This window comes from Pedobacter paludis, from assembly GCF_003173575.1.
GTDB classification, from domain to species: domain Bacteria; phylum Bacteroidota; class Bacteroidia; order Sphingobacteriales; family Sphingobacteriaceae; genus Pedobacter; species Pedobacter paludis.
Genome location: NZ_QGNY01000001.1, coordinates 58866 through 84153 on the forward strand (window position 1 = coordinate 58866; position 25288 = coordinate 84153).

Annotated in this window: 24 protein-coding genes; 14 read left to right on the forward strand and 10 right to left on the reverse strand. The window is 34.9% G+C overall.

The features are described 5' to 3' along the window. Positions 1 to 19 precede the first annotated feature (19 nt). Positions 20 to 1168 (forward strand): serine hydrolase domain-containing protein, encoded by a 1149-nt coding sequence (locus DF947_RS00270; protein WP_109927701.1) that lies wholly within the window; start codon positions 20 to 22, stop codon positions 1166 to 1168. Positions 1169 to 1175: 7 nt separating this feature from the next. On the opposite strand, the gene DF947_RS00275 is transcribed toward DF947_RS00270, so the two are convergent. After that, positions 1176 to 1376 carry a hypothetical protein gene (locus DF947_RS00275; RefSeq protein ID WP_109927702.1) on the reverse strand — a complete coding sequence of 67 codons (201 nt, stop codon included), beginning with the start codon at positions 1374 to 1376 and terminating at the stop codon, positions 1176 to 1178. 21 nt (positions 1377 to 1397) lie between these two features. After that, positions 1398 to 1601, reverse strand: coding sequence for a DUF3606 domain-containing protein (locus DF947_RS00280; RefSeq protein WP_109927703.1), 204 nt, complete (start codon positions 1599 to 1601; stop codon positions 1398 to 1400). A 139-nt stretch (positions 1602 to 1740) separates the two neighbouring features. Here DF947_RS00280 and DF947_RS00285 point away from each other — a divergent pair, with 139 nt between their 5' ends. From DF947_RS00285 to DF947_RS00300, 4 genes are read left to right on the forward strand one after another with little or no spacing between them, the layout of a single operon-like run. Beyond that, positions 1741 to 2004: a hypothetical protein gene (locus DF947_RS00285; RefSeq protein WP_109927704.1), complete on the forward strand. Its 264-nt coding sequence runs from the start codon at positions 1741 to 1743 to the stop codon at positions 2002 to 2004. A 49-nt stretch (positions 2005 to 2053) separates the two neighbouring features. Next, positions 2054 to 2227 (forward strand): DUF3606 domain-containing protein, encoded by a 174-nt coding sequence (locus DF947_RS00290; protein WP_109928458.1) that lies wholly within the window; start codon positions 2054 to 2056, stop codon positions 2225 to 2227. Positions 2228 to 2237: 10 nt separating this feature from the next. Further along, positions 2238 to 4937: a DNA ligase D gene (gene ligD, locus DF947_RS00295; protein WP_109927705.1), complete on the forward strand. Its 2700-nt coding sequence runs from the start codon at positions 2238 to 2240 to the stop codon at positions 4935 to 4937. Positions 4938 to 4985: 48 nt separating this feature from the next. Next, on the forward strand, positions 4986 to 5282 hold the full coding sequence (locus tag DF947_RS00300; RefSeq protein ID WP_109927706.1) for a Dabb family protein: 297 nt from the start codon (positions 4986 to 4988) through the stop codon (positions 5280 to 5282). A 66-nt stretch (positions 5283 to 5348) separates the two neighbouring features. Here the strand turns inward: DF947_RS00300 and DF947_RS00305 are convergent, their stop codons facing one another. After that, positions 5349 to 7751, reverse strand: a complete 2403-nt coding sequence (locus DF947_RS00305) for a TonB-dependent receptor (protein WP_109927707.1) — start codon at positions 7749 to 7751, stop codon at positions 5349 to 5351. A 163-nt stretch (positions 7752 to 7914) separates the two neighbouring features. Between DF947_RS00305 and DF947_RS00310 the strand changes: the two genes are divergently transcribed. The 3 genes from DF947_RS00310 (at position 7915) to DF947_RS00320 (ending at position 12310) form a co-directional block, all read left to right on the forward strand. After that, the gene (locus tag DF947_RS00310) at positions 7915 to 9081 is read left to right on the forward strand and encodes a DUF3095 domain-containing protein (protein WP_109927708.1); all 1167 of its coding nucleotides are present in this window, start codon (positions 7915 to 7917) and stop codon (positions 9079 to 9081) included. A 102-nt stretch (positions 9082 to 9183) separates the two neighbouring features. Continuing rightward, a complete protein-coding gene (locus DF947_RS00315) occupies positions 9184 to 11208 on the forward strand; it encodes an ATP-binding protein (RefSeq protein ID WP_109927709.1) in 2025 nt (674 codons plus the stop codon). Positions 11209 to 11380: 172 nt separating this feature from the next. After that, entirely contained in the window at positions 11381 to 12310 is a 930-nt protein-coding gene (locus DF947_RS00320) for an NADP-dependent oxidoreductase (protein WP_109928459.1), read from the forward strand. Between the two features lie 36 nt (positions 12311 to 12346). Here DF947_RS00320 and DF947_RS00325 read toward each other — a convergent pair whose 3' ends face one another. Beyond that, positions 12347 to 13264: a cation diffusion facilitator family transporter gene (locus DF947_RS00325; RefSeq protein ID WP_109927710.1), complete on the reverse strand. Its 918-nt coding sequence runs from the start codon at positions 13262 to 13264 to the stop codon at positions 12347 to 12349. A 150-nt stretch (positions 13265 to 13414) separates the two neighbouring features. Further along, a complete protein-coding gene (gene mgrA, locus DF947_RS00330; protein WP_109927711.1) occupies positions 13415 to 14410 on the reverse strand; it encodes an L-glyceraldehyde 3-phosphate reductase in 996 nt (331 codons plus the stop codon). Between the two features lie 278 nt (positions 14411 to 14688). Here mgrA and DF947_RS00335 point away from each other — a divergent pair, with 278 nt between their 5' ends. After that, positions 14689 to 15861 carry an aldose epimerase family protein gene (locus DF947_RS00335; protein WP_109927712.1) on the forward strand — a complete coding sequence of 391 codons (1173 nt, stop codon included), beginning with the start codon at positions 14689 to 14691 and terminating at the stop codon, positions 15859 to 15861. 65 nt (positions 15862 to 15926) lie between these two features. Here the strand turns inward: DF947_RS00335 and DF947_RS00340 are convergent, their stop codons facing one another. Beyond that, positions 15927 to 16595 (reverse strand): HAD family hydrolase, encoded by a 669-nt coding sequence (locus DF947_RS00340; protein ID WP_109927713.1) that lies wholly within the window; start codon positions 16593 to 16595, stop codon positions 15927 to 15929. A gap of 122 nt (positions 16596 to 16717) precedes the next feature. On the opposite strand from DF947_RS00340, the gene DF947_RS00345 reads away from it, so the two are divergent. After that, positions 16718 to 17320 carry a Crp/Fnr family transcriptional regulator gene (locus DF947_RS00345; RefSeq protein WP_109927714.1) on the forward strand — a complete coding sequence of 201 codons (603 nt, stop codon included), beginning with the start codon at positions 16718 to 16720 and terminating at the stop codon, positions 17318 to 17320. On the opposite strand, the gene DF947_RS00350 is transcribed toward DF947_RS00345, so the two are convergent. Beyond that, positions 17317 to 17988, reverse strand: coding sequence for a phosphatase PAP2 family protein (locus DF947_RS00350; protein ID WP_109927715.1), 672 nt, complete (start codon positions 17986 to 17988; stop codon positions 17317 to 17319). The two genes, DF947_RS00345 and DF947_RS00350, sit on opposite strands and share 4 nt — an antisense overlap. 215 nt (positions 17989 to 18203) lie before the next feature. On the opposite strand from DF947_RS00350, the gene DF947_RS00355 reads away from it, so the two are divergent. Both DF947_RS00355 and DF947_RS00365 read left to right on the forward strand, forming a co-directional pair. Beyond that, complete coding sequence (locus tag DF947_RS00355; protein ID WP_109927716.1) at positions 18204 to 18413, forward strand: cold-shock protein; 210 nt, start codon at positions 18204 to 18206, stop codon at positions 18411 to 18413. 368 nt (positions 18414 to 18781) lie between these two features. Then, entirely contained in the window at positions 18782 to 19288 is a 507-nt protein-coding gene (locus tag DF947_RS00365; protein ID WP_109927718.1) for a very short patch repair endonuclease, read from the forward strand. Positions 19289 to 19323: 35 nt separating this feature from the next. Here DF947_RS00365 and DF947_RS00370 read toward each other — a convergent pair whose 3' ends face one another. Further along, positions 19324 to 19674 carry a single stranded DNA-binding domain-containing protein gene (locus DF947_RS00370; protein ID WP_109927719.1) on the reverse strand — a complete coding sequence of 117 codons (351 nt, stop codon included), beginning with the start codon at positions 19672 to 19674 and terminating at the stop codon, positions 19324 to 19326. Between the two features lie 231 nt (positions 19675 to 19905). Between DF947_RS00370 and DF947_RS00375 the strand changes: the two genes are divergently transcribed. Next, positions 19906 to 21123 carry a sterol desaturase family protein gene (locus DF947_RS00375; RefSeq protein WP_109927720.1) on the forward strand — a complete coding sequence of 406 codons (1218 nt, stop codon included), beginning with the start codon at positions 19906 to 19908 and terminating at the stop codon, positions 21121 to 21123. Continuing rightward, the gene (locus DF947_RS00380; protein WP_109927721.1) at positions 21113 to 21805 is read left to right on the forward strand and encodes a lysoplasmalogenase; all 693 of its coding nucleotides are present in this window, start codon (positions 21113 to 21115) and stop codon (positions 21803 to 21805) included. Before DF947_RS00375 ends, DF947_RS00380 begins: the two co-directional genes overlap by 11 nt. 93 nt (positions 21806 to 21898) lie before the next feature. Here the strand turns inward: DF947_RS00380 and pbpC are convergent, their stop codons facing one another. Together pbpC and DF947_RS00390 are read right to left on the reverse strand one after the other, a co-directional pair. Next, on the reverse strand, positions 21899 to 24274 hold the full coding sequence (pbpC, locus tag DF947_RS00385; protein ID WP_109927722.1) for a penicillin-binding protein 1C: 2376 nt from the start codon (positions 24272 to 24274) through the stop codon (positions 21899 to 21901). A 476-nt stretch (positions 24275 to 24750) separates the two neighbouring features. Further along, on the reverse strand, positions 24751 to 25152 hold the full coding sequence (locus tag DF947_RS00390) for a transposase (protein ID WP_205940717.1): 402 nt from the start codon (positions 25150 to 25152) through the stop codon (positions 24751 to 24753). Between the last annotated feature and the right edge of the window lie 136 nt (positions 25153 to 25288).

A 25288-nucleotide genomic window follows, 5' to 3' on the forward strand; every position in this document is an offset into this window, starting at 1 on the left:
AAGCTTTATCCTTAATGTTATGAATCGATTTATATTTTCAAAATTTATAGTTTGCGTTTGCATTCTTATTTCCTGCTCAATTACCGGTTTTGCACAAATTGATAAAGCAGAAACAGAAATTAAGGAAATTATGCAAAAATACAGTGGAATCGGTGTTTCGGTGGCTGTAGTAAAACAAAATAAAATCATCTACACGCATTCATTTGGATTAAAAAACGTTGAAAACAATATTCCTTTAACTGATCAGGATATTTTTAGGATTGCATCTATTTCAAAATCGTTTTCAGCTACATCGATTATGCAATTGGTTGAGGCTGGAAAACTTTCGCTCGATGATGATTTTAGTAATCTAGTGGGTTTCAAAGTTCGCAACCCTAAATTTCCAGAAACAGTTATTACCTTAAAAATGATGCTTTCGCATCGGTCTAGCTTAAATGATAGCCAGGGATATTTAAAATTAGATGTAATCAACCCTGATAAAAATCCCGATTGGGCTAAATGTTACAACAGTTATGAACCTGGAAAGGGTTATGAATACTGCAATTTAAACTTCAATTTAATTGGTACGGTAATCGAAAAAATTTCTGGCGAACGTTTCGATAATTATGTTAAGAATCACTTGTTAAAACCAATGGGATTATACGCAGGTTATTGTGTTGACTCTTTAGACTCAGCCAAATTTGTAACGCTGTATGAGTATCATAACGATACCAAAACTTTTACCCCGGCACCAACAGCCTATGCGCCCAGAAGAGAAGAGATAAAAAATTATGTAATGGGTTATTCTACGCCTATTTTTTCGCCAACAGGTGGCATGAAAATTTCTGCAACAGACCTAGCCAAATACATGACGATGCACATGAACTATGGTAATTACAACGGTGTTAAAATTATGTCTAAAAAACATGCAAAACTCATGCAGACCAAGATTTCAGAAGAAGAGGGCTACGCAATGGCAATGAGGAGTGTAAATGATTTAATACCCGGATTAACCCTAAAAGGTCACACCGGATCTGCATATGGATTATATAGCGCTATGTTTTTTGATCCCAAAGAAAAATATGGAATTGTTGTAATCACCAATGGCTGTAATCCAATTTATTCGAAAGGATATTGCGATTTAATTCAAGCATCTATAAATAGCTTATATACCAATCTGATAAAGTAAATACATTCTACAACAAATTATATAATCCATTTTTTGGATGAAAAACACTTAAAATTCTAATTTCTTTTTTGATCGAAAGATTTCCTTCGTTCTTATTAACGAAGAATTGATGGTCTGTAGCTGGTAAATCAATTAAATGGCTACAATCCGATATCGCTTTAGTAGGAACTTCGGCATTAGGTGTTTTTTCTTTGATTTTAGTATTCATATTAAAATATTAAGGTTTAAATTAATGGACTAGTTTATGGACAGCCTTCGTTGTACTTAAATATTCCTTAATTTTAATAAGTTCCAGATTTCGAATAGCCCTTACGGCAGATTTTAGTCTTTCACTGCTAACGCCGAGTCTGGCAGCCCAGTAATTGCGGTCCTTTTCATCGGCAATATCGATAAGCTCGTTTTTTTGGCCCATCAAAGTTTCTTGATATCTCATCGGTTTATATATTGGTTATTAGGATAACACAAAATTTTACCTGTTGGTTTGTAGAGAAAAACCAAAATATTGTAAACTTTTACTGTGTTTTAATGCTTACTATAAAGCAAGATGTTTTGCCCTCAAATTAAAATGAATCATGGAAAATCAGAATATAGATCCAAGAGACAAGGAAAATGAAAACAGTTTAGAGCGTGCTTTCGAAGGAAATGTAGATGCTACAAATTTTGGCGGTTCACAGAACGAAGATCAAGATCAATCAGAAGATAACGATTCTGTAGGTACACTCGAGGGTAAAGATTACAGTAAAGAAGGTACAAATTTAGATGGTCAGGATTTTGATACCGATGAAAGTACGGGTGGTTCTGCCTTAGAAAACGATGCGACCGCCAATGATATTTAAAAACTTTTTTTGATTGATTACTGTTTTAAATGCATCTAATCAATATGTTATGGATGATAAATCAAAAAAAGGTGGTGCTGATCGAGCTAGAATCAACATCAACGAAAGTTATGAGGTAGATTATTGGTCAAATAAGTTTGGCGTAAGCAAAGATAAGCTCAGGGCGGCAGTTCAAACGGTTGGCACTTCTGTTGTAGATGTAGAAAAGTATCTAACAAAGTAAATTTTTAATTATGAGTCTGGAAAAATATGTAGCAAAGAGAGACTTCTCTAAAACGGCAGAACCAAAATCAGGTAAAAGTAAGGACAGTGAAAAATTGATGTTTGTAGTCCAGAAACACGATGCATCTCGCTTACACTATGATTTTAGACTCGAAATGCGTGGCGTTTTAAAAAGTTGGGCGGTTCCCAAAGGACCATCCCTCGATCCCAAAAACAAGCGTTTAGCCATGATGGTAGAAGATCATCCATTTGATTATAGAAATTTTGAAGGCATTATTCCACAGGGTGAGTATGGTGGTGGTACTGTGATTGTTTGGGATGAGGGCACCTACGAACCTATCGAAGAAATTAAAGGAAAAAAAGCGCAAGAAAAGCACTTAATTCATCAGCTTAAAGAGGGTTCGTTAAAAATTAAACTCCATGGCGAAAAACTGAATGGCGAATTTGCTTTAGTTAAAACACATGGAATGGGCGAAAATGGCTGGCTCTTAATTAAGCATAAGGATGATTTTGCCTCAACCAAAGACATTACCAAAGAAGATAAATCTGTTCTATCGGGAAAGACGATTGAAAAGATGGAAAAAACTTCAGAAACGGTTTGGAAGGAAGGACATGAAGAAAAGTTAAAACCTGAAAAAAAAAAGCCAATAAACAAAACTAAAATCGAGGCCAAAACCGTTGGAGAAGAAGCAGAAACTGATCCTAAAATTCTTTTAAAAAATGCACCCAAATCGGCAATGCCAGAGGGCATCAAACCTATGCTGGCAACATTGGTTGATGAACCTTTTGATGATCCAAATTGGCAATACGAAGTAAAATGGGATGGTTATCGGGCTTTGGCCTTTATCAATAAAGGAAAAGTAGATCTGTTTTCCCGCAACAATAAATCTTTTAACGAAAAATTTTATCCCATATACGATTTACTTCAAAAGTGGAAATTAAAGGCCGTTTTAGATGGTGAAATTTTAGTGCTTAATGAGAAGGGTGTATCTAATTTTGGCGCATTACAAAACTGGAGGAGTGAAGCAGATGGAGAATTGGTTTTTTACGTATTTGATATCCTTTGGTATGAAGGGAAAAACTTAACGGAAATGCCATTATCAGATCGCCAAGCAATTTTAAACGATGTTTTGCCAAACGATGATGACAGGGTTAGGCTCGGTAAGGTTTTTAAGGCAAGTGGGATAGATTTTTTTGCAGCAGCACAAAAAATGGGGTTGGAAGGAATCATTGCAAAAAAAACCAATAGTACCTATGTTCCAGATCGCAGATCCAAAGACTGGCTTAAAATTAAGGTCCATAAAAGACAAGAAGTTGTAATTGCAGGCTTTACGAAAAATGAAGATACATCTAAATCGTTTAGTTCGCTGTTACTTGGCGTTTACGAAAAAGGAAAATTACAATACGTTGGTAAAGTTGGAACAGGTTTTTCTGATAAAACTCAACGAGAAATGATGAAACAGTTTACACCCCTAATCGTAAACAAAAGCCCCTTTGATGAGATTCCTGATGTAAATAAACCTTCCAGATTCAGGCCAAATCCTCCTAAAGCAAAGGCTACTTGGCTTAAGCCCGAATTGGTTTGCGAAGTTGCCTTTACCGAAGTTACGGATGATGGCGTGTTTCGGCATCCTTCATTTCAAGGTATGAGGGAAGATAAAAAAGCTAAAGACGTTGTTCGAGAAGAGGAAAAATCGACCGATGAAATTGTAGAGGATAAAGATAAAAAGGAAAACAAGCACGATAGCGCCATAAGCCCACCAAAAGGTAAAGAACCAAAAACACTACTAAATCCGAAAGACGAAACACAGGTTAGGAAAATTAAAGGCCACGAACTTAAATTTACCAATTTGAGCAAAATTTACTGGCCTGAAGATAAAGTAACGAAAAGGGATATGTTTAATTACTATTATCAAGTTGCCGAATATATTTTACCTTATTTAAAAGATCGTCCACAATCCTTAAATCGTTTTCCAAATGGCATTCATGGCCCAAGCTTTTATCAAAAAGATGTTAAGGGAAAATCGCCAGACTGGGTTAAAACTTTTCCATATGAGACCGGCGATGGAGAAAAAAAGGAGTATTTAGTGGGAACCGATGAAGCCACCTTAATGTGGATGGCAAGTTTGGGCTGTATAGAAGTAAACCCTTGGTTTAGCCGGATTCAAAACCCCGATAATCCCGATTATTGTGTAATTGATTTGGATCCTGATAAAAATACTTTCGATCAGGTAGTGGAGGCAGCACTTGAAGTAAAAAAAGTTTTAGATGCTATAGATGTTCCTTGTTTTTGCAAAACATCGGGTTCTACAGGAATGCATATTTACATTCCATTAAATGCAAAATACACCTATGATCAGAGTCAAATGTTTGCCAAAATAGTGGTAAATTTAGTGCATGACCAAATTCCTGAATATACTTCTTTGGAAAGGATGATTTCTTCTAGAAAAGGAAAAATGTATTTGGATTTTTTGCAAAACAGGCCAGGAGCAACCATTGCAGGTCCATATTCCCTAAGACCAAAAGTTGGCGCAACGGTATCTATGCCCTTGCATTGGGATGAGGTAAAAAAAGGTTTGCAAATGAAAGATTTTAATATTTTCAACGCAATAAATCGTTTAAAGGTGGAAGGTGACTTATTTAAAGGGGTATTGGGAAAAGGTATTGATTTGAAAAAGGCAATTGGTAAGGCAAAAAGTGTTTTCGGTTAAGAATTATCAAAGTTGTGATCAATTATTATATTTGAAAAAAATATAAAGATGATATCCCACCACGTTTTATTTTGGCTTAAAGCCGATACCACTGAAGATCAAAAAATTGCTTTTTGTAAGAGTTTAGAAACACTTGAAAATATAGAAGTTGTTAAAACATTCCACGTTGGAACACCAGCACCAATTGAGCGAGCAGTTGTAGATACAAGCTATACCTTTAGCTTAATTTTGTTTTTCGAAGATTTGGCTGCACACGATGTTTATCAGGTTCATCCACTACACAAGGCATTTTTAGATGAATTTAAAGTGTATTTTGATAAAGTTATTATCTACGATGCCAACTAAAAACCCTTAAATAAAGAAAGCCGAATCATAACTGATTCGGCTTTCTTTTGCTATCAAAATTCTGATTTAGAATTTGTAAGAAACAGTTGTTACAAATTGACGAGGCGCAATTGGATTTACGCTATAGTTCTCGTGTACAAAATAGTTCAATTCATTTGTTAGGTTCGATACCTTAGCTAAAAGAGATAATTTTTTCCAGGTATAACCAGCAGTGAAATCAACTGTTGTAAATGGGGTTAATGGAATTAAACGACTCGCCGTTTGAACTTTTGTATCAATATAACCGCCATTACGAGTACCTGTATACAATATAGTTGTGCCTAACTTCAAGCCCTTTACAGCCCCATCCTGGAAAGTATAAAATATGGTTGCATTTGCTTTGTTTTTGGTTGTGCCGATTAAACGCTGGCCTTCAACCGCACCTGTAGGCAATGTAGAAGTGTATCTGTAAAAATTGTAGCTATAACCTGCTAGGAAATTCAAGCCAGGTAAAATTGTTCCGGTTAAATCTAATTCCAGACCATCACTTTTAGTTTCACCTGTAAATTCTTTAATCGTTGCGTCGGCGTTTGCAGTTCCATCTGCCTTAAATAATGCCGTTTGGGCAAAGTTGCTGTTCTGAATTCTATATACAGTTACATTTGCTGATAGTTTTCCATCGAGAAAATCGTTTTTTACACCAGCTTCGTACTGATCAATAATTGATGGTCTCATTGGATTCAAGTAAATATCCGTTCCTGTATTCGAAGTAAAATTACTCGCGTAACTTACGTAAATTGAAGTCGTTTTAATCGGTTCGTAGATCAATCCAAATTTAGGAGAATAGGCCTTGTCAATTTTATCCGCAGTTGTACTAGGCGTTTTAACTCCAGTGGCTGTAGAAGTTGTAAATATCGAAGGTGTTTTTTGGAATGTCCACCTAACTCCAGCTAAAACTTTAAATTTCTCAGTAATGCTAACTAAATCCTGTACAAATGCACCCATTCTAAAAATTGGAGAAAATGTTGAAGAGGTTGAAGTTGCGATAGGTTCAATTCCTGAACCATAATATGTAGATGGATCTAACAAATTAACACTTCCATAATTGAAGGTGGCAGCACCATTATAAGTCCAGTTTCCCAAAGTTGTAGTTCTAGATTGATCAGCATCAATACCTACCAATACCGTGTGGCCAATGCTTCCGGTTTTAAACTTTCCATTTAAGTTTATTTGTTCATTATAGGTAAACTCTTTGGTTTTTGAACGAGTTACGTTACGAAGTGCTATTGCGTTTGCTGCAGCAAAAGGACGTTCGGCACTAAAGTAATTTCTGTTATAGGCTTGACCAGAAGCAATAACATTCAACTTCCAGTTTTCATTAAACTTATGGTTAAAGCTTAGTTGTGTAGTCGATGTATTGGTTTTGTTATAAGCCCAAGGAGCATTTACGTACGAATTTATTCCTATATCAGGTATCGAATTTGCAATTGTACCAATACCGAAATCAGGAGTGAAATCACTTTTTAAATAATCTCCTTGTAATAGGAAATCGGTATTTTCATTAATTTTATATAGCAACGATGGGTTGATGTAAAGTCTTTCAGATTTAACTTGATCTCTAAAACTTCCTGCATTTTCGTATGTTCCAATAACCCTGAAAGCAAGTTTTTTTGAAATAGGACCATATAAATCTAAGGTTGGTTTATATAAATCATAACTGCCAACTCTCATAGATACTTCGCCACCATATTCAAACTTAGGTTTTTTGGTCACCATGTTAATAACTGCACCGCCGGTAACACCACCATATAATAACGCTGCACTACCTTTTAAAACTTCAACAGATTCTAGTGTGCTCACCTCTGGCATTCCTCCTGTACTTGTGCGGGCACCATTTTTGAAAACGTTATTGCCTCCAAGACTATAACCTCTGGCAACAAATGTTTCGCCACTTACCGATCCACGGTTTTCTGAATATGCAACACCGTTAACGTTTGCCAACACATCACTCAAACGCAAAGCTTGCTGGTCGGTAATAATTTGATTGTTTATCACCTGTACAGATTGAGGCAAATCTTTTGGTGCTATTGCAATTTTGCCCAAATTTACCGGTTTTTTGTTGGGTGTTCTATAACCATTAACTGCAACCTCATCTAACTGAGAGGAAGATTCGGCAGTTGTAAAGGCAACTTCTGAAACTTGATTTGCCGTAACTGTGATTTGTTTTTCTTGAACAGATACACCAACGGCGGAAATTTTAATGGTATAAGACCCAGGATTTACATTTTTAATTAAAAAGTTTCCTTTTTCGTCTGTCTGGGTTGTCTTTGATGTGTTTTTTAAACCAACACTAACGAATGAGGCGGGATTACCATCACTTGTTTTGATTGTTCCGGAAACTGAACCGTTTTTACTTTGCCCCTGTACATTTCCAACAAAAAGGAAAATAAGCACCACGAAATTAAAGAATAGGGTAATTTTTTTATACATCTTATTTAGATTAATTCTTAGTTGGCGCAAAGGAAGTAATTCTGCTTCAGTAAAGCAAATTATTTTTAATTATTCTAAATAATAATAAATATCAGATTTGTTTCCTCTTGAATACACATTCTATTGGTTTACGTATATTAGATTAAACAACAGAATTTAACCTATGTCGTCAAACAGTGATTCGCATTTTTATTCTAATCTCCCCACAAATAAAATGTCGCTTAGCAAACTTTTGTTAGAGAATAAGTTGTTTGAAAATATCCCAGATGATTGGTTTGTTGTCATTACTGATATTAAAAGTTCGACCAATGCAGTATTGGCAGGATTGCATGAAAACGTTAATCTCATCGCTACAGGAAGCATTGTAACGTTATTAAATATTGCCTTTAAAGCCAATATTTCTGTGCCTTTTTTCTTTGGTGGAGATGGTGCTACTTTTATAATTCCACCTTCTATTGTCGATTCAGCGATGAGCGCCTTATCATTATATCGGGTAAATACACTTACCAATTTTAATTTAGAATTGCGCACCGGAATTATCTCAGTGAAAGAAATTTATGAAGATGGCCACCAATTAAAAATTTGCAAGTTTAGCAGTACCGAAAATTTTTCTATCCCCATTGTTTTGGGAAACGGCTTAAATTATGCTGAAAAAATTATAAAGGGAGATGATTATTTAGCTACAGATCCCGATACCGAAAATCAGGAACTGGATTTAAGTGGAATGCAATGTAGGTGGGATAAAATAGCACCACCAGAATACAGTGAAGAAGTGGTTAGCTTAATTGTAATTGCGCAAGATTGTAATAAACAAGCGCAAGTTTTTAGCAAGGTAATTAATCACATGGATAAGATTTATGGCTTACCCGAAAAACGACAACCGATTTCGATTCCAAAACTTATTTTTAAAACAAGCTTTAATAATTTAGGAAAGGAGATGAAGAGCAGGATTGGAAAAATTAATTTTTTAGAACTGGTAAAGAGTTGGTTTATAAATCTTTACGGATACATTTATTTTCGGACAGATAGCGGCAAAAATTACCTTAAAAAATTAGTCGAAATGTCTGATACCCTAGTTATAGACGGTCGTATAAACACCATCATTACGGGTACAGAAAAGCAAAGAAACTTATTGCAGGAAGCATTAGACCATATGGAAAGCAATAAGGATATTTTATATGCGCTATTTGTGAGTAAAGAATCTGTAATGTCTTGTTATGTGCGTGATTTGGAGGATGATCACATTCATTTTGTAGATGGATCAGAAGGTGGATATACAAAAGCAGCCGGAATATTAAAGCAAAAACTCAAAAAAATAGGCTCAATTTAATTGCGCTAAAACTTTCGTTTTCAAAATCAAAACATTTCGAGGCTTTGGGTGTAGTTTACAGTACCGAATAGTACGCAACGGTAAATAAGCTAAAATCATTTAATGAACACCGAAAGCCGAAAACTTAGTAACGACCAACTTTTGCAAGTTCTTGCACTTTCGAAAGATGCAACGGCAATTTATACTTCGGAAAACATTGTTATAGAGATGGCTAATGATGCCATGATCAGTTTTTGGGGGAAGGATAGAACAATCATCGGTCGTCCGTTGGAAGAAGCTGTTCCCGAACTTAAAGGTCAGCCTTTTATCGGGATGTTAAAGAAAGTTCTTCAAACCGGAATTACAGACTCGGGAGAGGCCGTTCCTGCCGAAACCATGATAAATGGTGAACTTAAAATTTCTTATTACAGTTACGAATACCGAGCAATAAAAGATGAAACTGGTACGCCCTATTGCATATTGCATACCGCATCAGACGTTACAGAAAAAGTACTTGGTCAGCAAGCGATAGAACTAGCTTTGTTTCAAAAAGAAGCTCTAGAACGAGAGCAAAGTTTAAATGAAGAACTGCAAGAAGCTAACTTTACGCTCGAGCATCTAAATCAAAAACTCAGCTTATCTCAAGAAAATCTAAGTCAATTAAATACAGAACTCGAATCCAGAGTTCAAAAAAGAACTTTAGAGCTCGTAAACAGTGAGGCCAGAATTAGATATATGCTGGCAGATGCTCCAATCGCTATTGCTGTTTTTTCGGGAAAGGAATTGTTAATCGAATCTGCAAATAAAAAAGTTTTAGAAGCTTGGGGCAAAACCGATTCAATTATTGGAAAAACATTGGTAGAAGCGGTTCCAGAACTTGTAGGGCAGGAATTTATTGATATTTTAAATCAGGTTTATTTAACCGGAGAAGCTTATTACGGAAATGAAATAAAGGCGCTGATCGAAAAAAACGGTAAAGTTGAGGAGGTCTATTCCAACTTTATTTATCAGCCTTTAAGAAATCAAGCCGGTTTTGTGAACAGCATTATGTTATCTGCTATTGTAATCACAGAGCAGGTAAATTCAAGAAAAACCGTTGAGCGTGCCGAAGAAATGCTTCAACTAGCTTTGGAAGCTGGGAATATCGGAACTTGGAAATTAAACACTACGACCAATAAATTAAAAATGTCACCCATATTAAAACAGATATATGGGCTTAATTTGGATGATGAATACGATTTTGAAACAAACTTAAATTTGGTAACAGAAAATTATCGGGAAAAAGTATCAAAACAAATTAATGAAACCATTCAAAGTTTGGGGCACTGTGATATGTCTTACACCGTAAAGCGACTAAGCGATGGTCAGATTATCTGGGTTCGATCTTTTGGTAAAATGGTGAAAGACGAGAACGGCATCATAAATACACTTTCTGGCGTTGTAATGGATATTACCGAGCAAAAACAGGATGAGCAGCGCAAAAATGATTTTATAAGCATGGTTAGTCACGAACTTAAAACGCCTATAACTTCTATGAGCGCTTACACTCAACTTTTGCAAACCAAAAGTAGAAATGGTACAGATGAATTTACATCGATTACGTTAGATAAAATTCAGAAGCAGATTCGTAAAATGAGTACGATGATTAATAGCTTTTTAAATGTTTCAAGATTAGAATCAGGTAAAATTCATCTGATAAAAACCAATTTTGATTTAGAAGAATTGCTAAAGGATGTTGTAGATGAAAGTAGACTTACCGATTCTGTTTATATAATAAATTTTGAATGCTGTGATGCTAAAATTATTCATGCTGATAGAGACAAAATTGGAGCGGTCATCTCTAACCTAATGAGTAATGCCATAAAATATTCTGAAAAAGGTAAAACAATAAACGTTCAATCTGAAGTTATTGGCAATTTGGCCCATGTAAGTATTGAGGATGAGGGAATTGGTATAGAAGAGCAACACCTCGATAAGCTTTTCGATCGCTATTATAGAATTAATAATAATCAAACTAAAACCATTTCTGGATTTGGAATTGGTTTGTACCTCAGCGCCGAAATTGTTAGAAGGCACCAAGGAGAAATTTGGGCTGAGAGTATTTATGGAAAGGGCTCCAAATTTCATTTTACAATTCCGTTAGTTTAGCCTCTTTTGCTCTTTCAATGAAATGTCTTCGCATTTCATTTATATTCTTTAACACAATTTTTTGTTGCCATTTGTTGTTTTGCTAAAACAATTAATCTTTTATGAGGAAGGTAAAGAATACGTTTTTCCTCATTTTGATTAATTGATTATGCACGATATAAATTTAAAAAATATGAAAGCAATACGAATTCATGATTTTGGAGGTCCGGAAGTTTTATCTATTGATGATATAGAAATTCCTAAACCGGCATCAGACGAGGTACTTATAAAAGTTTTTGCAACCAGTGTAAACCCGGTAGATTGGAAAATAAGAGAAGGACAGCGGAAAGAAAAATTTCCATCTAAACTTCCACTAACATTAGGTTGGGACGTATCTGGAACCATTGAAACACTTGGGGATTCTGTTAAAAATTTTAAAGTTGGAGATGAAGTTTACGGTCGGCCAGATCCTACCAGAAATGGTGCTTATGCAGAATATATTGTTGTAAAGGCCAATCAAATAAACTTAAAGCCTAATAGTATCGGACATAGCGAAGCCGCAGCTGTGCCATTAGCTGGCTTAACTGCTTGGCAAGGTTTATTTGACCACGGTTTGCTTAAAGATGGACAAAAAGTATTAATCCATGCAGCGGCTGGCGGTGTTGGAAGTTTTGCCGTACAGTTTGCGAAGGCCAAAGGTGCTTATGTAATTGGAACTGCTTCAAGCTACAATTTAGATTTTATTAAAAAATTAGGCGCAGACGAAGCAATTGATTATGCAATGGAAGATTTTGAAACGCTATTAAAAGATATTGACTTAGTTTTTGATACCATAGGTGGAGAAACTCAACAAAAATCTATATCTATATTAAAAAAAGGCGGAAGAATAATTACTACGCTGATGCCAGAGTTCCAAGAAGAAGCAAAAGCTAAAGGAGTTCATATAGAAGGTTTTACTGCAAAATCCATCCCAGCACAGTTAGCAGAAATTGCAAAGTTAATCGATAATGGAAAAGTTAAACCCATAATTGAAAAGGTGCTTCCTTTCACTCAGGCAAGAAGCGCACATATAGAAAGTGAAAAGGGGCATACGAGGGGTAAAATTGTTCTCCAAATAATATAAATAACAGTTTGATAAATAAGGTGCGGGTTTAGCATCTTATTTATCATTTATGCGTTTAATAGATTGTGGTTGAATGATTACAAATTTAATTACATCATATTCTCGCTTCACTTTTTCTCGTAAACGATCAATTGCCATCGTTAAATCTTCGGTATCCAGTTCCGGTTTAAAAGTTAGCACCAATATCAATAGAACTTCACGAGGGGACTGATACATAGAAAGAATGTTTTTCAGTTCTATTACATCCTCATCGTTTTCGATGATAACCTTTATTTTCTTTTGGGTTTCTGGAGTTAAACCTTCACCCATTAGCAAACTTCTACTTTCCCTAGCTAAAATAAAGGAAACAAAAATTAAAAGTACCCCAACCAAAACCGATGCCAAGCCATCTAAAAATGGCATGTTGTAGTTGTGACTTAATACCATTAAAATGAAAACAATTAGCAAGCCTAAAACTGCGGCACCATCTTCAAAAAGAACTAAAAAACCTGATGGATCTTTACTCTTAATTATGGCTTTCCACCACGCAATTCCTTTTCTGGTTTTATTAAATTCTTTAATGGCGATGATTAATGATGCGCCTTCAAAAATAAAAGAGAGTGCCAAAACAATATAATTCCAGCCTGGGTTTTTTAAAATTTCAGGATGTCGTATGTGTTCAATTCCTTGCGCAATTGAAAGTACGCCTCCAAGCCCGAAAATCATGATGGAAACTATGAACGACCAAAAATAAAGTTCTTTTCCATAACCAAACGGACGGTGTTTATCTGCAGGCTTTAAACTCCTTTTTAATCCATACAATAATAACAATTGGTTACTTGTATCAACGGTAGAATGAATACCTTCAGCAATCATAGATGAACTGTTGGTAAAAGCGCCAGCTATAAATTTAGTTACTGCAATAAGAAGATTGGCGGCCAATGCGCTGTAGATAGAATTATTGGCTCTTGCCATAGGTGTTTAAGAATTTAAAAGGATTTAAAACTTAAACGATTAAACGGCTTTTTAGTTTCGATACAAATGTTTTTATTGGTAAGCGCCACAAGAAGCCCAAAGCAATTCAAAAAAAGGTGATGAATTACTTTGGGCAGATTAAAAAATATATTAAACCGATTTTAGTATTTCATCGATTACTCTAAGCTCACTTTCGCTAAATTCGATATTATCTAATGCTTTGATAGAATCTGTTATTTGCTCTGGCTTACTCGCACCGATAAGTACAGAAGTTACTCGCTCATCTTTTAAGATCCAAGATAACGCCATATGTGCCAATTTTTGATTGCGAGATTTTGCAACATCATTAAGTTTAGAAATTACCTCAATCTTAGCAGGCGTAATATTACGCTCGTTTAAAAATACGCCACTAGTTGCAACTCTCGAATCGGCAGGAATTCCATGCAAATATTTATCGGTTAACAATCCTTGGGCTAAAGGCGAAAATGGTATACAGCCAACACCATTATTGCTTAAAACATCCATTAACCCATTTTCTACCCATCGCTCAAACATAGAATATTTGGGCTGGTGAATGAGACATGGCGTGCCGTTATCTTTTAAGATTTTAATTGCTTTATCGGCTTCTGCAGCCTGATAATTTGAAATTCCAACGTAAAGTGCTTTTCCTTGCTGTACGATCAAACTTAATGCATTCATGGTTTCTTCCAATGGCGTTTCGGGATCAGGACGATGATGATAAAAGATATCTACATAATCCAGCTTCATCCTTTTTAAACTTTGATCCAAGCTGGAAACCAAATATTTTTTAGAGCCCCAATCGCCATAGGGGCCATCCCACATGGTATAACCAGCCTTGCTTGAAATAATCATTTCATCACGATGGTTTTTAAAATCCTCTTTTAATATTTTTCCAAATACCTCTTCGGCAGATCCTGGGGGCGGACCATAGTTATTCGCTAAGTCAAAATGCGTTATTCCATTGTTAAAAGCAGTGTAGATTAAATCTTTACTGTTTTCATAAACATTTACGTGCCCAAAGTTATGCCATAAGCCTAATGATATTGCCGGAAGTTTTATGCCGCTATTTCCACATCGACGATAAACCATGCTTTCGTAGCGGGTATCTGAAATTTGTCTATTCATTTTTTTTAGTGCTGATCGGCACAATATTAATCACAATTCGTTAATTTTTAGCTATCAATTTATAGGTATAAGGCAACGATATTGATGTTGTTGACTTCAAATATGAGCGAATTAGCATTAAAGGAATAAAGCGTTAAGTTTTAAAGATTGATGAATCTTATAATAATTTGAGATATATTCTGCACTATGCCTATCCCTAAATCGATTTATTTGCTTTATAAATCTTTATAATTATATTTAAAAACTTAATTCAAAAATCTAACCCAAATATCAGTTCTATGAATTTGAAATCATTAACAAGCCTGGCAGCAGTTGCTGCAATTGGATTTGCATCTTGCCAGTCCGAAACAAAAAAAACATCATCGGGCGATAGCCTTAAAAATGATTCTGTAGCCGTTGTAAAATTAGTTGCAGATTCGTTTAAAAAAGAAATTGACGGAAAGCAAACAGCGCTTTATACATTAAAAAATAAAAATAATGCAGAAGCCATTTTTACAAATTACGGAGGTCGCTTGGTGAGCTTACTTATCCCAAATAAGGAAGGCAAACTGGTTGATGTGGTGGTTGGCTTTAAAAGTGTAAATGATTACGAAAAATCAACCGAGCCATATTTTGGAGCAACTATTGGAAGATATGGAAATCGCATTGCGAAGGGTAAGTTTACTTTAGATGGTAAAACGTATGCTCTTTTTACAAACAACGGTCAGAATACGCTTCATGGTGGTAAAAAAGGTTATCAGTATGTAGTTTGGGATGCCAAACAAGTTAACGATCATACTTTGGAACTTCATTATTTATCAAAAGACGGTGATGAAAATTTCCCAGGCAATTTGGATGTTAAAGTAACCTATACATTAACGGATGATAATGAACTGAAAATGGATTATGAGGCTAAAACCGATAAAGCAACACCGGTTAACTTAACAAATCACGCTTTCTTTAACTTAAATGGCGATGGTAGTGGAGAAATCTTAAATCATGAAGTACAGATTTATGCTGATGAATATACACCTGTTGATTCTTCTTTAATTCCATCGGGAAAAATTGAAAAAGTTGCAGGAACTCCTTTTGATTTTACTAAAGCAACCACCATTGGTGCTCGCGTTAATGATAAAAATGAACAATTAACTTTTGGTAAAGGTTATGATCATAACTATGTTTTAAATAAAACAAAAGCAATGAATATGTTTCATGCAGCAACCGTAAAAGGCGATAAATCTGGTATTGTAATGGATATTTATACTCAGGAACCTGGATTACAGTTTTATAGTGGAAACTTTATGCAAAGCAAAAATACGTTTAAAACAGGAGCGAAGGATGATTTTAGAACTGCATTTGCAATGGAAACCCAACACTTTCCTGATTCTCCAAATCAGCCAAGTTTTCCAAGCACGATTTTAAAACCTGGACAGGTTTATAAAACAAGTTCAATTTATAAATTTAGTAACTAGTTGCAAAGGGGATTTTACGCCTTAACTGATTATAAAAAACGGCCTGTGTAACACATGCCGTTTTTTTATAAAAATAAGTCGTTTAAAATAGGATCTGTGTAATCTTCTACAAAGGCGAAAACATTATCGTAAGCACTAAACTCGTCTGCGGTATGCATTGTGGTGAGTACTACGCATTTCATTCCTGCATTTTTGGCAGCTTCAACACCTTTTGGCGCATCTTCAAAAACAATACACTGGTTATAAGGAATGCCTAATGTGTCGGCACCTTTAGTAAAAGTTTCAGGGTCTGGTTTGCTGTTCACAACATCCTCAGCACTCACAATGGCCTTAAAGTAATTTCTTATATTTAGGTTATCCAACACAAAGTTGATGTTAAAGGGAATAGCCGCAGAACCAATCGCCATTGAAATTCCAGATTGTTTGGCTTTTTCAAGGAAATCGCCGAGACCTGCAATAAGTGCTAAATGCTTTTTATAAGCAGCTTGATATCGATGCTCTTTTTCAATAGAAATCTGATCGATTTGTTCTTGAGAGAAATGACCAACACCAAATACACGTTCTAACAAATCTTGATTTTTACCGTACATTTCTTTTTTAACGGCTTCAAAACTAATATTTGCACCTAAATCTTTGGTTAAAATTAAGTGCCACGCATGGTTATGAAAAACCATATCGTTTACCATAGTTCCATTTAAATCGAAAAGAAATGCTTTGGGTTTTGCTTCTAACATAGGCGCAAAATTATCAGAAATTATTTAGGATTGAGCTAATTTCAGATTATTTTAAAACAACTTGATTTGCAAATGCGATTATGTAATAATACCTTGCGTAAAAGTGATCATTTAAGAGGTTTATGAGCGAAATTAAAAGCGGTAGTGAAGCACTTTTAAAGTTCCTGAATGGCTTACAGCCATTGAGTAAGGAGATTATTGATTTTGCGATTGAAGAAACTTTTAGTATTTCGGTAAAGAAAAATACATTAATAGATTCTGTTCAGAAAAACTCTAAAGAATGCGTGTTCTTTGTAATTAGCGGGTTAGTAAGAGGATTTATAATTGATGAGGAAAAGGAAATCACTACGTGGTTAGCTCATGAAAATAGCCTTATTGGTACAATCAGAAATCCTGGGAATATTGCTCCAACCTACTTTGAACATTTGCAAGCAATAGAAAATTCGAATTTACTTGTACTGCCTTATAATTTTATTGATAGGCTTTATATCCAATTTCCTGAAACCAATATACTGGGCAGAAAATTATTGGCCATTCATTTCAATATGTCTCAAGAGCGTTCAATACTCTCTAGAATTCCATCGGCGGAAGCCAGATATAAACAGTTTAAAGAAAATCATCCTAAAATAAAATTTAGAATCCCCCTTAAATATCTGGCAACATATTTAGGTATGCGAATAGAAACACTGAGCAGAATTCGGAATAAGACGAAACTTAAACCCTAATTTTTTTCTTTGGGGGTTTCTTTCTTGAATTTGAAATAATAATATGTTAATGGAAACAGGCATATTAGTCCCAATAAAAATCCCCCCACAGTATCCGTAAACCAATGGGCGCCAAGATAAATTCTTGAAAAGGAAATCGTTATCATTAAAAAGGCTGAAATATAAGTTACTATATTTTTTGTTGTTTTGGACACCGTTTTTAAGGTATTCATAAGAATAATTAAAAAGCCAAAAAACAAAATATATGAAAGTACGTGCCCACTCGGATAACTTTGAAATCTATTTACTTCCACCAATCTTACATAAAAGGAAGTAGGACGAGGTCGATTTATGATGTTTTTTACCCCTAATATAATTAGACCGGAAATTAACGTAGCCGAAATAAAATAGGCTTCTCTTTTATATTTGTAATAATAAAATATCAAGGCAACAATTACTACTGATAGCAAAGAATACGGCAATTCTCCAAAAAAGCTAATGGCCAGCATAATTTTATCCATAAAATTTGAATGATATTGTTGCATAAAAACTGATGCTTTAATATCAAGTGGCAATAACGGATGGAAATTTATGAATATGCTCAGTGCAATAAACATTGCAATTAATAATGTAAGTAAAAGAAGAAGGGTATTTCGTTTTAAAAGCATAGGTAATAAATAATTTTTCATTCGTAGTAGATTTCCAAATTTATCGATTTTTTACGTTTAGACATTACCTGTTATAAATTACACTCTAAATATTATTAAAAATAACAGCTTCTTGGAAATTTAGTCACGGATAAAGCGGTTTTAATCAAGGTTTTTTTGTCTTATGTCCTAAATTTTTTTATCCTCAAAGTATTGGGGTAAATTAATAGAACATACACCTAATTAAATTGAATAATATGCCAAGAGGAATTGTAAAATGGTATAATCCAAATAGAGGTTTTGGGTTTATCAGTCCTGAAGATGGAACAGAGGTTGTTTTTGCCGATTGTGAAGATATAGTAGGCAAATTTAAAGAGCTTAAAGAAGGGCTTGAAGTAGATTATAAAGTTTTAAATTTTAAAAAAGGGAAACAGGCTGTCGAGATTAAAATGTTAAATAGAAACTAGTTTATTCATCAGTTTCGTTAATGCTCAAAATAAATTTTATCACGGTAAAACAGATTTCTGTAACGGATTTCATGCCATCTGTATAAGTCGCTATGAGATGTAAAAACCTTTTGCAATCTTCGAATTAGATAATAAGGATATCTATGCTTAGGAGGTTGGCGGGATTTATTTTCTGCCAACCGAAAAGGCAACTGCTGAGAAAACGTAATTACATACATACAAAATATTAAAGAAAACATACCCTTAATGTTAACGCTCCAACCAAAACTGCCCTCTTTTAATTTAAAGAGGTGCAGATAGGTTGATTCTCGATCAAGTCTCTTTTTTCTAGCCGAAAACAAATCTTAAATCTTCGAGTTTATAAGTATATGGAGCCAAAACCATATCCTAAAGAGAATGAAATTATTAAAGTTCCTCGCTTTGAAGAAAGTGCCGGTTTTTACACTACCGAGCAACGAAGTAAGAACATGGCCAATATTCGTTCAAAAAATAGCGTTCCTGAGCTAAAACTTCGAAGGGCACTTTGGGCACAACACATTCGATTTCGATTACATCCAAAAACAGTTCCGGGTAAACCAGATTTAGTTATTAATAAATATAAACTAGCCATTTTTGTTGATGGCGATTTTTGGCATGGCTATAATTGGGAAAAGCGCAGACAGGATTTAAAGAAGAATACTGGTTTTTGGATTCCAAAAATTGAAAGGAACATGCAGAGAGATCGACATGTTAATGAGCGATTAAACTTAATGGGTTATACCGTAATGCGTTTTTGGGAACATGAGATTAAACATAACATTGGCGCTTGTGTAAATCAAGTGTTATTATATTTAGAAGCCGCTAAAACGGGTAAAGTGCCCATTTCTAGTCTTTAGATTTTACTTCTCCGGGTCAGATTGAAATAACATAATTATTTAACAACGATCTGTTTGGGTTCCGTTACAACAATTTGCGTTTTTCCTTTAAACTCAGTAATTACACCAGTTACACAAATATTATTTCCCAAATACATGCTTGCAGGTTCGGCAGAAAACTTACCGATGTCTTCCTTATTAACTACAAGGGTAATCAATTCTTTCGGAAATGCGCCTCCAAGATTAATCAGGCTTATTTTATCTAACGCTTTTGTACTGTAAACAGAATCGCAAATGGTTACAGTTTTACCAATGTAATCCTTGGCATCTTTGGCTAATATTAAAGTTTGTGCTTTAGTAAAATAACCTATTGAAAGCATAAATAATAGGAGAGATAACTTTTTCATAGAGATGGATGATTGGTTTGCAAAGTTAGAACGTTTAAAATCGAAAAAACTTATGAAACAAATGTAAAGACGATTTTTTTTAAAAGCAATTATCAATTGAAATGAACACAAATATTACCGAAAGGAGATTTTATCTTAACCTGAATATTTATTAAATTGTACAATTAATTTTTTCTGTAATCAATAACAGGGAAATTAATCTAGCCAAGTATTGCCTTACCATCCTGATATATGAAAGTAGATTATATAGCTTTATCTGTTCCTGTTTTTTTTATCCTAATTGGGATAGAGCTCGTTTATAATTTTTATAAAAAACTAAATTATTATCGATTAAATGATAGCATAGCTAATTTAAGTCAGGGAATAGGGCAGCAGCTTACAGGGATTTTCATGAAGACGGCTTTGTTTTTTGGTTATAAATATATTTTTGAACACTGGCGCTTTTTCGAATTGCCCAAAACCATCTGGGTTTGGATTTTGCTCTTTATCTGCGTAGATTTTTTCTATTATTGGTTTCATCGTATGAGCCATCAAATTAATGCACTGTGGGCTGCGCATATTGTTCATCATCAATCAGAAGAATATAATTTAACGGTTGCTCTGAGGCAAAGCTGGTTTCAAGGTTGGTTTAGCTGGGTTTTTTATTTACCGTTGGCATTTTTGGGTTTTGATCCGATTATGTTTTTAACCCTGAGCTCATTCAATACACTTTATCAATTTTGGATTCATACGCGGGCTATAAAAACCATGGGTCCCTTAGAGTATATTTTAAATACCCCTTCACATCATCGGGTACATCATGGTTCAAATCCAAAGTATATTGATAAGAATCATGCAGGTACTTTAATTATATGGGATCGGTTGTTTGGTACTCTTCAAAAAGAAGAAGAGGAGGTATACTTTGGCATAACAAAACCACTGGCCAGCTGGAATCCAGTTTGGGCAAATATTCATTATTGGAACGATTTGGTTAAAACGGCTCGGCAATCGCCTAAAATAACCGATAAAATAAAAGTGTTTATAAAACCTCCGGGATGGTTTCCTGCACATTTAGGTGGATTTCAAACTGCACCTGAAATAAATCCGATTACTTACAAAAAATATAATCCCATTTATCAATCTAAATTAACAGGTTACATATTGGTTCAATTTGTAGTGGCTTTAGTGGCCGGATCGGCAATTTTATTTTCTTATACCAAAATGCAAACCATCCCATTAGTAGGCGCTACGCTTTTTACAATGTTTACTTTAATCAGTTGCGGCGCATTATTGGAGCAGAGAAAATGGCAAATCAGATTTGAATATGTTAGGTTGTCTCTCGGCATTGCAATGATAATTCTACTAAAATTCCCAATTAGCTATCAAGTTATTTTTGTAGGGATTCAGCTAATATCCGTAATTTGGTTCTTCAATCTTCAAAAAGCAAATCCAAATCCCGATGAAAACTAAAATATTTTCATTTCTATTTTTAATAATATTCTTCACTCAACTTTATGCTGAATACGCTGGTAATTCCACTTTGCGAACTTTTTCAAAACCATTAATTGTAATTACGCTTTTAGTGTGGTTGTTTGTAAGCACAAATTTAAAGGGCCGTTTCCATAAAAGAATCTTTGTTGGATTAATTTTTGGTTTAGCTGGAGACGTACTCTTGCTCTTTCAGACAGAGCAACCAAGTTTTTTCATTTACGGTTTAATTGCATTTTTACTTTGTCACATATTTTATATCCGAGCGTTTACCCTAGATCATAAATCAAATCCAAATCAGAAAAATCCGTATTTCTTATGGGCTGTTGGCGCTTTTGGAATCTTTTGTTCTGGTCTGTTTTTTTATCTGCAGCCAAGTCTTGGCGCAATGCAGTTCCCGGTTTTAATGTATGCCATTATTATCACAATTATGGCCATAATGGCTGTAAATCGTTATGGAAAAGTTAACGTTTTAAGCTTCAAAATGATATTATATGGTGCATTGTTTTTCTTGCTTTCAGATAGCGCTTTGGCAGTGAATAAATTTGCTTATCCAATTCCACAAAGTGGAGCGCTTATTATGGCCAGTTATATGATTGCCCAATACCTAATCGTTTATGGAACGATTGAGAGAAAGTTGGTGGTTACTCGTACGGAAATTTAACTTTTTTTTGTACCGATCTGGCTGAAGCCATAGTTTATTTTTTTTACCTGTTAATTGAATTTAAAGGCAATAAATATTATTTAGATTTTTCATCTATTTCTTTTTTTCCTTATCCAAAACTGTAAATACCTGAACTAACCTTTCTCCATTTTCATCAACAAGAGTAAGTGTATGTTTGCCAGGCGGCGGACTTATAGCCAATTGATGGTAATTGGTCGTCGTTGCTACAAACTCATTATCTACGTGCCAGTAAATTTTAGACGATGAATTTCTATGTGCCGCATTTAGAACAATTTTACCTCTGGTTCCATCTAGTTCTAAAGGAATGTAAACCGTAGCGCCATTTTTAGGATAAATTAGTTCCATTACATTATTTCCTCCAGAATTATCGCAACCGGCCATAAATGGTGGTAAAACCTTATAATCGCTGTTTTTTATTTTATAATAATATTCCATTGCTGGAGGTAGGATAAACCAGCTTTTATGTTGCATGCTCGCAACACTTTCGCACTGATCCGTTACCCTAAAACTTCCTGTTCGGTCTAGATGAATCAATTTATGGTATGGACAAACTGCAGTTTTTTCCCCAGCAACTGGAACCAGTTCATCAATTAAATCTGTGCAATTATCACCAGCTTTATAGCCACTTTGTCTGCAAACTTTAATTTTTTTAAGCTTAGTAGTTGGTGTTTCGAACCATTTTCCGTTAGGTAATTGTCTAAAAATATCAAAAAGAACAGGTGCTGCAGCTTCGATACCAACCAAACCCGGCCTACCTTCGCCATCGGCATTACCCACCCAAACACAAACCACATAGTTTGGTGTTAGTCCTACTGCCCAGGCATCACGAAAGCCAAAGCTTGTTCCTGTCTTCCAAGCAACACGCTGAGAAGATGAAAATTGTTCCCACAAACCTTCGTCGCCAGGACGCATAACTTCTTCCATGGCATTAAATGTGGCCCAGATTGAACTATGGTCGAGTAAAGAATTTCTTTGATAATCCCTATCCTCCGTTTTTTCAGTTTTAAAATAGATGGCAGGTTTATAATCTTCGGGATTATATAAGCCTTTGTAAGTGTTAAAGTGATTTAAGGTTCTAACCATTCCCATATAGGTATTGGCTAAATCCCACATGGTAACTTCGCTACCACCTAAAATTAACGATAATCCATAATGATCTGCGGGTTGATTTAATGTGCCAATTCCAAGTTTTTTAAGTTTATCGTAAAAGCGCTCGTATTTATATTGCTGGAGCATTTTTACTGCGGGAATATTTAACGATCGGCTTAAAGCTTTATCGGCCGCTATGGCTCCATCATAACCAAGATCATAATTTTGGGGGGAGTAGCCCGCAATTTGTGTTGGGATATCAGGCACTAAGGTATGAGGCAGAATAAAACCATCGTTCATCATACTGGCATATAGTAAAGGTTTCAATGTGCTTCCTGGACTTCTGGGCGCCTTTATCATATCTACATGACTTTCTAAAAAAGCCTGATCTGGCTGATAGATATTTCCAACATAAGAAATAACGCTTCCGGTTTTAACATCAAGAATCAATGTTGCAATATTATTGATGTCGTTGGCTCGGTATCGATTATTGTATCTCTTTAAAATGGAATTAACCTTAAGCTGAAGATTCTCATTTATTGTGGATGTAATCCGAGTTGTTTTTATCTCCAATGTTGCTCTTTCCGCTTTAAACCGATTAAGTAAATGTGGTGCGTTTTGAGGAAGAGGTAAGGGTTTTCCGGGAACAGGTTCAAGCTTGGATAGGTTGGCGGTAGTTTGATCTATATATTTAAGTTTAACCAATTTATCTAACAAATCATTCCGTTTTCTTATTAAACGATCTGAATTTTTTCCAGGATGAACTAATGATGGACTGTTTGGAAGTACTGCTAAAGTTGCCATTTCACCCCAAGAAAGAGTTTTAGCATCTCGTCCATAATATCGCCAACTCGCAGCTTCCAATCCTACTACGTTGCTGCCAAAAGGTGCATTAGAAGCGTATAGATTTATAATTTCCTCTTTTGAATATTTAAGTTCTAACCTAAATGCGAGAATAATTTCAAACAATTTTTGCCAAACAGTTCTATCCTTTTTTCGAGATAAGCGGATCACTTGCATGGAAAGTGTACTGCCACCGCTTACCACGCCTTTCGCTTTAAGGTTTTGCTTTATGGCTCGGCTAATGGCCAAAAAATCCATTCCAATGTGATTGTAAAAACGCTTATCCTCAAATGCGATAATACAGTCTTTAAATTTAATGGGGATACTATCAGCTTCTGGAAATCGCCATTGGCCATCGCTAGCAATAGATGCGCTAAGTAAATTCCCATTACTGGCTTCGATAACAAAGGAGGTAGGGGACTTAAAAAGTTTTGAAGGTAAGGAAAAAAGAAAACCTAAAAGCAACACAAGAAAAATCAAATCTGTAACAAGAAATATTCTAAGCGCTTTTATCATTTATTCTGTTGCTGGGTAACATTTTCATTTCAGATTAATATTTACTAAAATACATCTGTTATGAAAAAATTACTACTTTATAAAATTGGGTTTCGGTCTAATTTTTGGCCATTGCTGTATGGCTTTGCCATGGTTTTACTGTTGGCTAGGACATACATTTATATTTTGTTTCGGTTCGTGAGGACACGAACCGAGGCATTTGATTTATTTTTTAATCTCGCCATGGTTTGTGTCATTACGAACCATTTCCCTTACCTAATTATCTATTTTTGTGATTGTTCCTCACGCCATGGTTCGTATCTCCACGGACCATCCCTAATTTTCCCATTTCTGCAACCATTTTTCACTTGTCATGGTTTGCGTCTCCATGAGCCATTTTCCATCACCTAATTTACCCAATGCTGTAACTATTCCTACTCGCCATGGTTTGTGTCTCCACGAACCATTTCGGTAATATTTTGTAATAATTAACGCAGTTAAAATTCAAATCTTAAATCTTTTAAAAATGAAAAAGTATTTGCTCCTTTTTCATAGAAACTAGCTGATGAATAATAATATTCGGCTGGCTCTTTAACCAATTGCCATCGCTCAGCAGTAGGGTTATTGTGTAAATAATCTAATTTCTGATAAGCAACATTTGGTGAATAAAGATGTATGGCCAATGAATCTCGCCGCCAAAACTCATAACTTTTATTAATTGCGTTCACACGATAACCCAATAAATCATTTTCGCTTAACCGTTTCTTAAATTCATGAGCTGTATATTTTAAAAATGAGCCTTGTGGAGTTTCTTTTCCATTTAATTCATTTATTCTCCAAATTGTATGAATGTGATTGGGCATAATTATAAAAGCAAAAACATCAATTTTATTTGACATACTTAAAAATTCAAAAGAGCTGATTAAAATATGTTTGAATTCATCTTTCTGCAATAGTTTTTGCCATTTGTTTATTGTTGCGGTCCAAAAATAAATTTTACCGATTTCCATGAAGCTCTTCCTATTTTTTTCAAAT

What these genes read in the sequence shown, in the direction of transcription:
- DF947_RS00315 (WP_109927709.1), top strand. Translation starts at nt 9,184, where the DNA reads ATGAACACCGAAAGCCGAAAACTTAGTAACGACCAACTTTTGCAAGTT.
- DF947_RS00275 (WP_109927702.1), bottom strand. Translation starts at nt 1,376, where the DNA reads ATGAATACTAAAATCAAAGAAAAAACACCTAATGCCGAAGTTCCTACT.
- DF947_RS00340 (WP_109927713.1), bottom strand. Translation starts at nt 16,595, where the DNA reads ATGTTAGAAGCAAAACCCAAAGCATTTCTTTTCGATTTAAATGGAACT.
- DF947_RS00325 (WP_109927710.1), bottom strand. Translation starts at nt 13,264, where the DNA reads ATGGCAAGAGCCAATAATTCTATCTACAGCGCATTGGCCGCCAATCTT.
- DF947_RS00375 (WP_109927720.1), top strand. Translation starts at nt 19,906, where the DNA reads ATGAAAGTAGATTATATAGCTTTATCTGTTCCTGTTTTTTTTATCCTA.
- DF947_RS00290 (WP_109928458.1), top strand. Translation starts at nt 2,054, where the DNA reads ATGGATGATAAATCAAAAAAAGGTGGTGCTGATCGAGCTAGAATCAAC.
- DF947_RS00345 (WP_109927714.1), top strand. Translation starts at nt 16,718, where the DNA reads ATGAGCGAAATTAAAAGCGGTAGTGAAGCACTTTTAAAGTTCCTGAAT.
- DF947_RS00320 (WP_109928459.1), top strand. Translation starts at nt 11,381, where the DNA reads ATGAAAGCAATACGAATTCATGATTTTGGAGGTCCGGAAGTTTTATCT.
- pbpC (WP_109927722.1), bottom strand. Translation starts at nt 24,274, where the DNA reads ATGATAAAAGCGCTTAGAATATTTCTTGTTACAGATTTGATTTTTCTT.
- DF947_RS00270 (WP_109927701.1), top strand. Translation starts at nt 20, where the DNA reads ATGAATCGATTTATATTTTCAAAATTTATAGTTTGCGTTTGCATTCTT.
- DF947_RS00390 (WP_205940717.1), bottom strand. Translation starts at nt 25,152, where the DNA reads ATGTCAAATAAAATTGATGTTTTTGCTTTTATAATTATGCCCAATCAC.
- DF947_RS00335 (WP_109927712.1), top strand. Translation starts at nt 14,689, where the DNA reads ATGAATTTGAAATCATTAACAAGCCTGGCAGCAGTTGCTGCAATTGGA.
- DF947_RS00365 (WP_109927718.1), top strand. Translation starts at nt 18,782, where the DNA reads ATGGAGCCAAAACCATATCCTAAAGAGAATGAAATTATTAAAGTTCCT.
- DF947_RS00350 (WP_109927715.1), bottom strand. Translation starts at nt 17,988, where the DNA reads ATGAAAAATTATTTATTACCTATGCTTTTAAAACGAAATACCCTTCTT.
- DF947_RS00300 (WP_109927706.1), top strand. Translation starts at nt 4,986, where the DNA reads ATGATATCCCACCACGTTTTATTTTGGCTTAAAGCCGATACCACTGAA.
- DF947_RS00305 (WP_109927707.1), bottom strand. Translation starts at nt 7,751, where the DNA reads ATGTATAAAAAAATTACCCTATTCTTTAATTTCGTGGTGCTTATTTTC.
- DF947_RS00280 (WP_109927703.1), bottom strand. Translation starts at nt 1,601, where the DNA reads ATGAGATATCAAGAAACTTTGATGGGCCAAAAAAACGAGCTTATCGAT.
- DF947_RS00355 (WP_109927716.1), top strand. Translation starts at nt 18,204, where the DNA reads ATGCCAAGAGGAATTGTAAAATGGTATAATCCAAATAGAGGTTTTGGG.
- ligD (WP_109927705.1), top strand. Translation starts at nt 2,238, where the DNA reads ATGAGTCTGGAAAAATATGTAGCAAAGAGAGACTTCTCTAAAACGGCA.
- DF947_RS00310 (WP_109927708.1), top strand. Translation starts at nt 7,915, where the DNA reads ATGTCGTCAAACAGTGATTCGCATTTTTATTCTAATCTCCCCACAAAT.
- DF947_RS00380 (WP_109927721.1), top strand. Translation starts at nt 21,113, where the DNA reads ATGAAAACTAAAATATTTTCATTTCTATTTTTAATAATATTCTTCACT.
- DF947_RS00285 (WP_109927704.1), top strand. Translation starts at nt 1,741, where the DNA reads ATGGAAAATCAGAATATAGATCCAAGAGACAAGGAAAATGAAAACAGT.
- DF947_RS00370 (WP_109927719.1), bottom strand. Translation starts at nt 19,674, where the DNA reads ATGAAAAAGTTATCTCTCCTATTATTTATGCTTTCAATAGGTTATTTT.
- mgrA (WP_109927711.1), bottom strand. Translation starts at nt 14,410, where the DNA reads ATGAATAGACAAATTTCAGATACCCGCTACGAAAGCATGGTTTATCGT.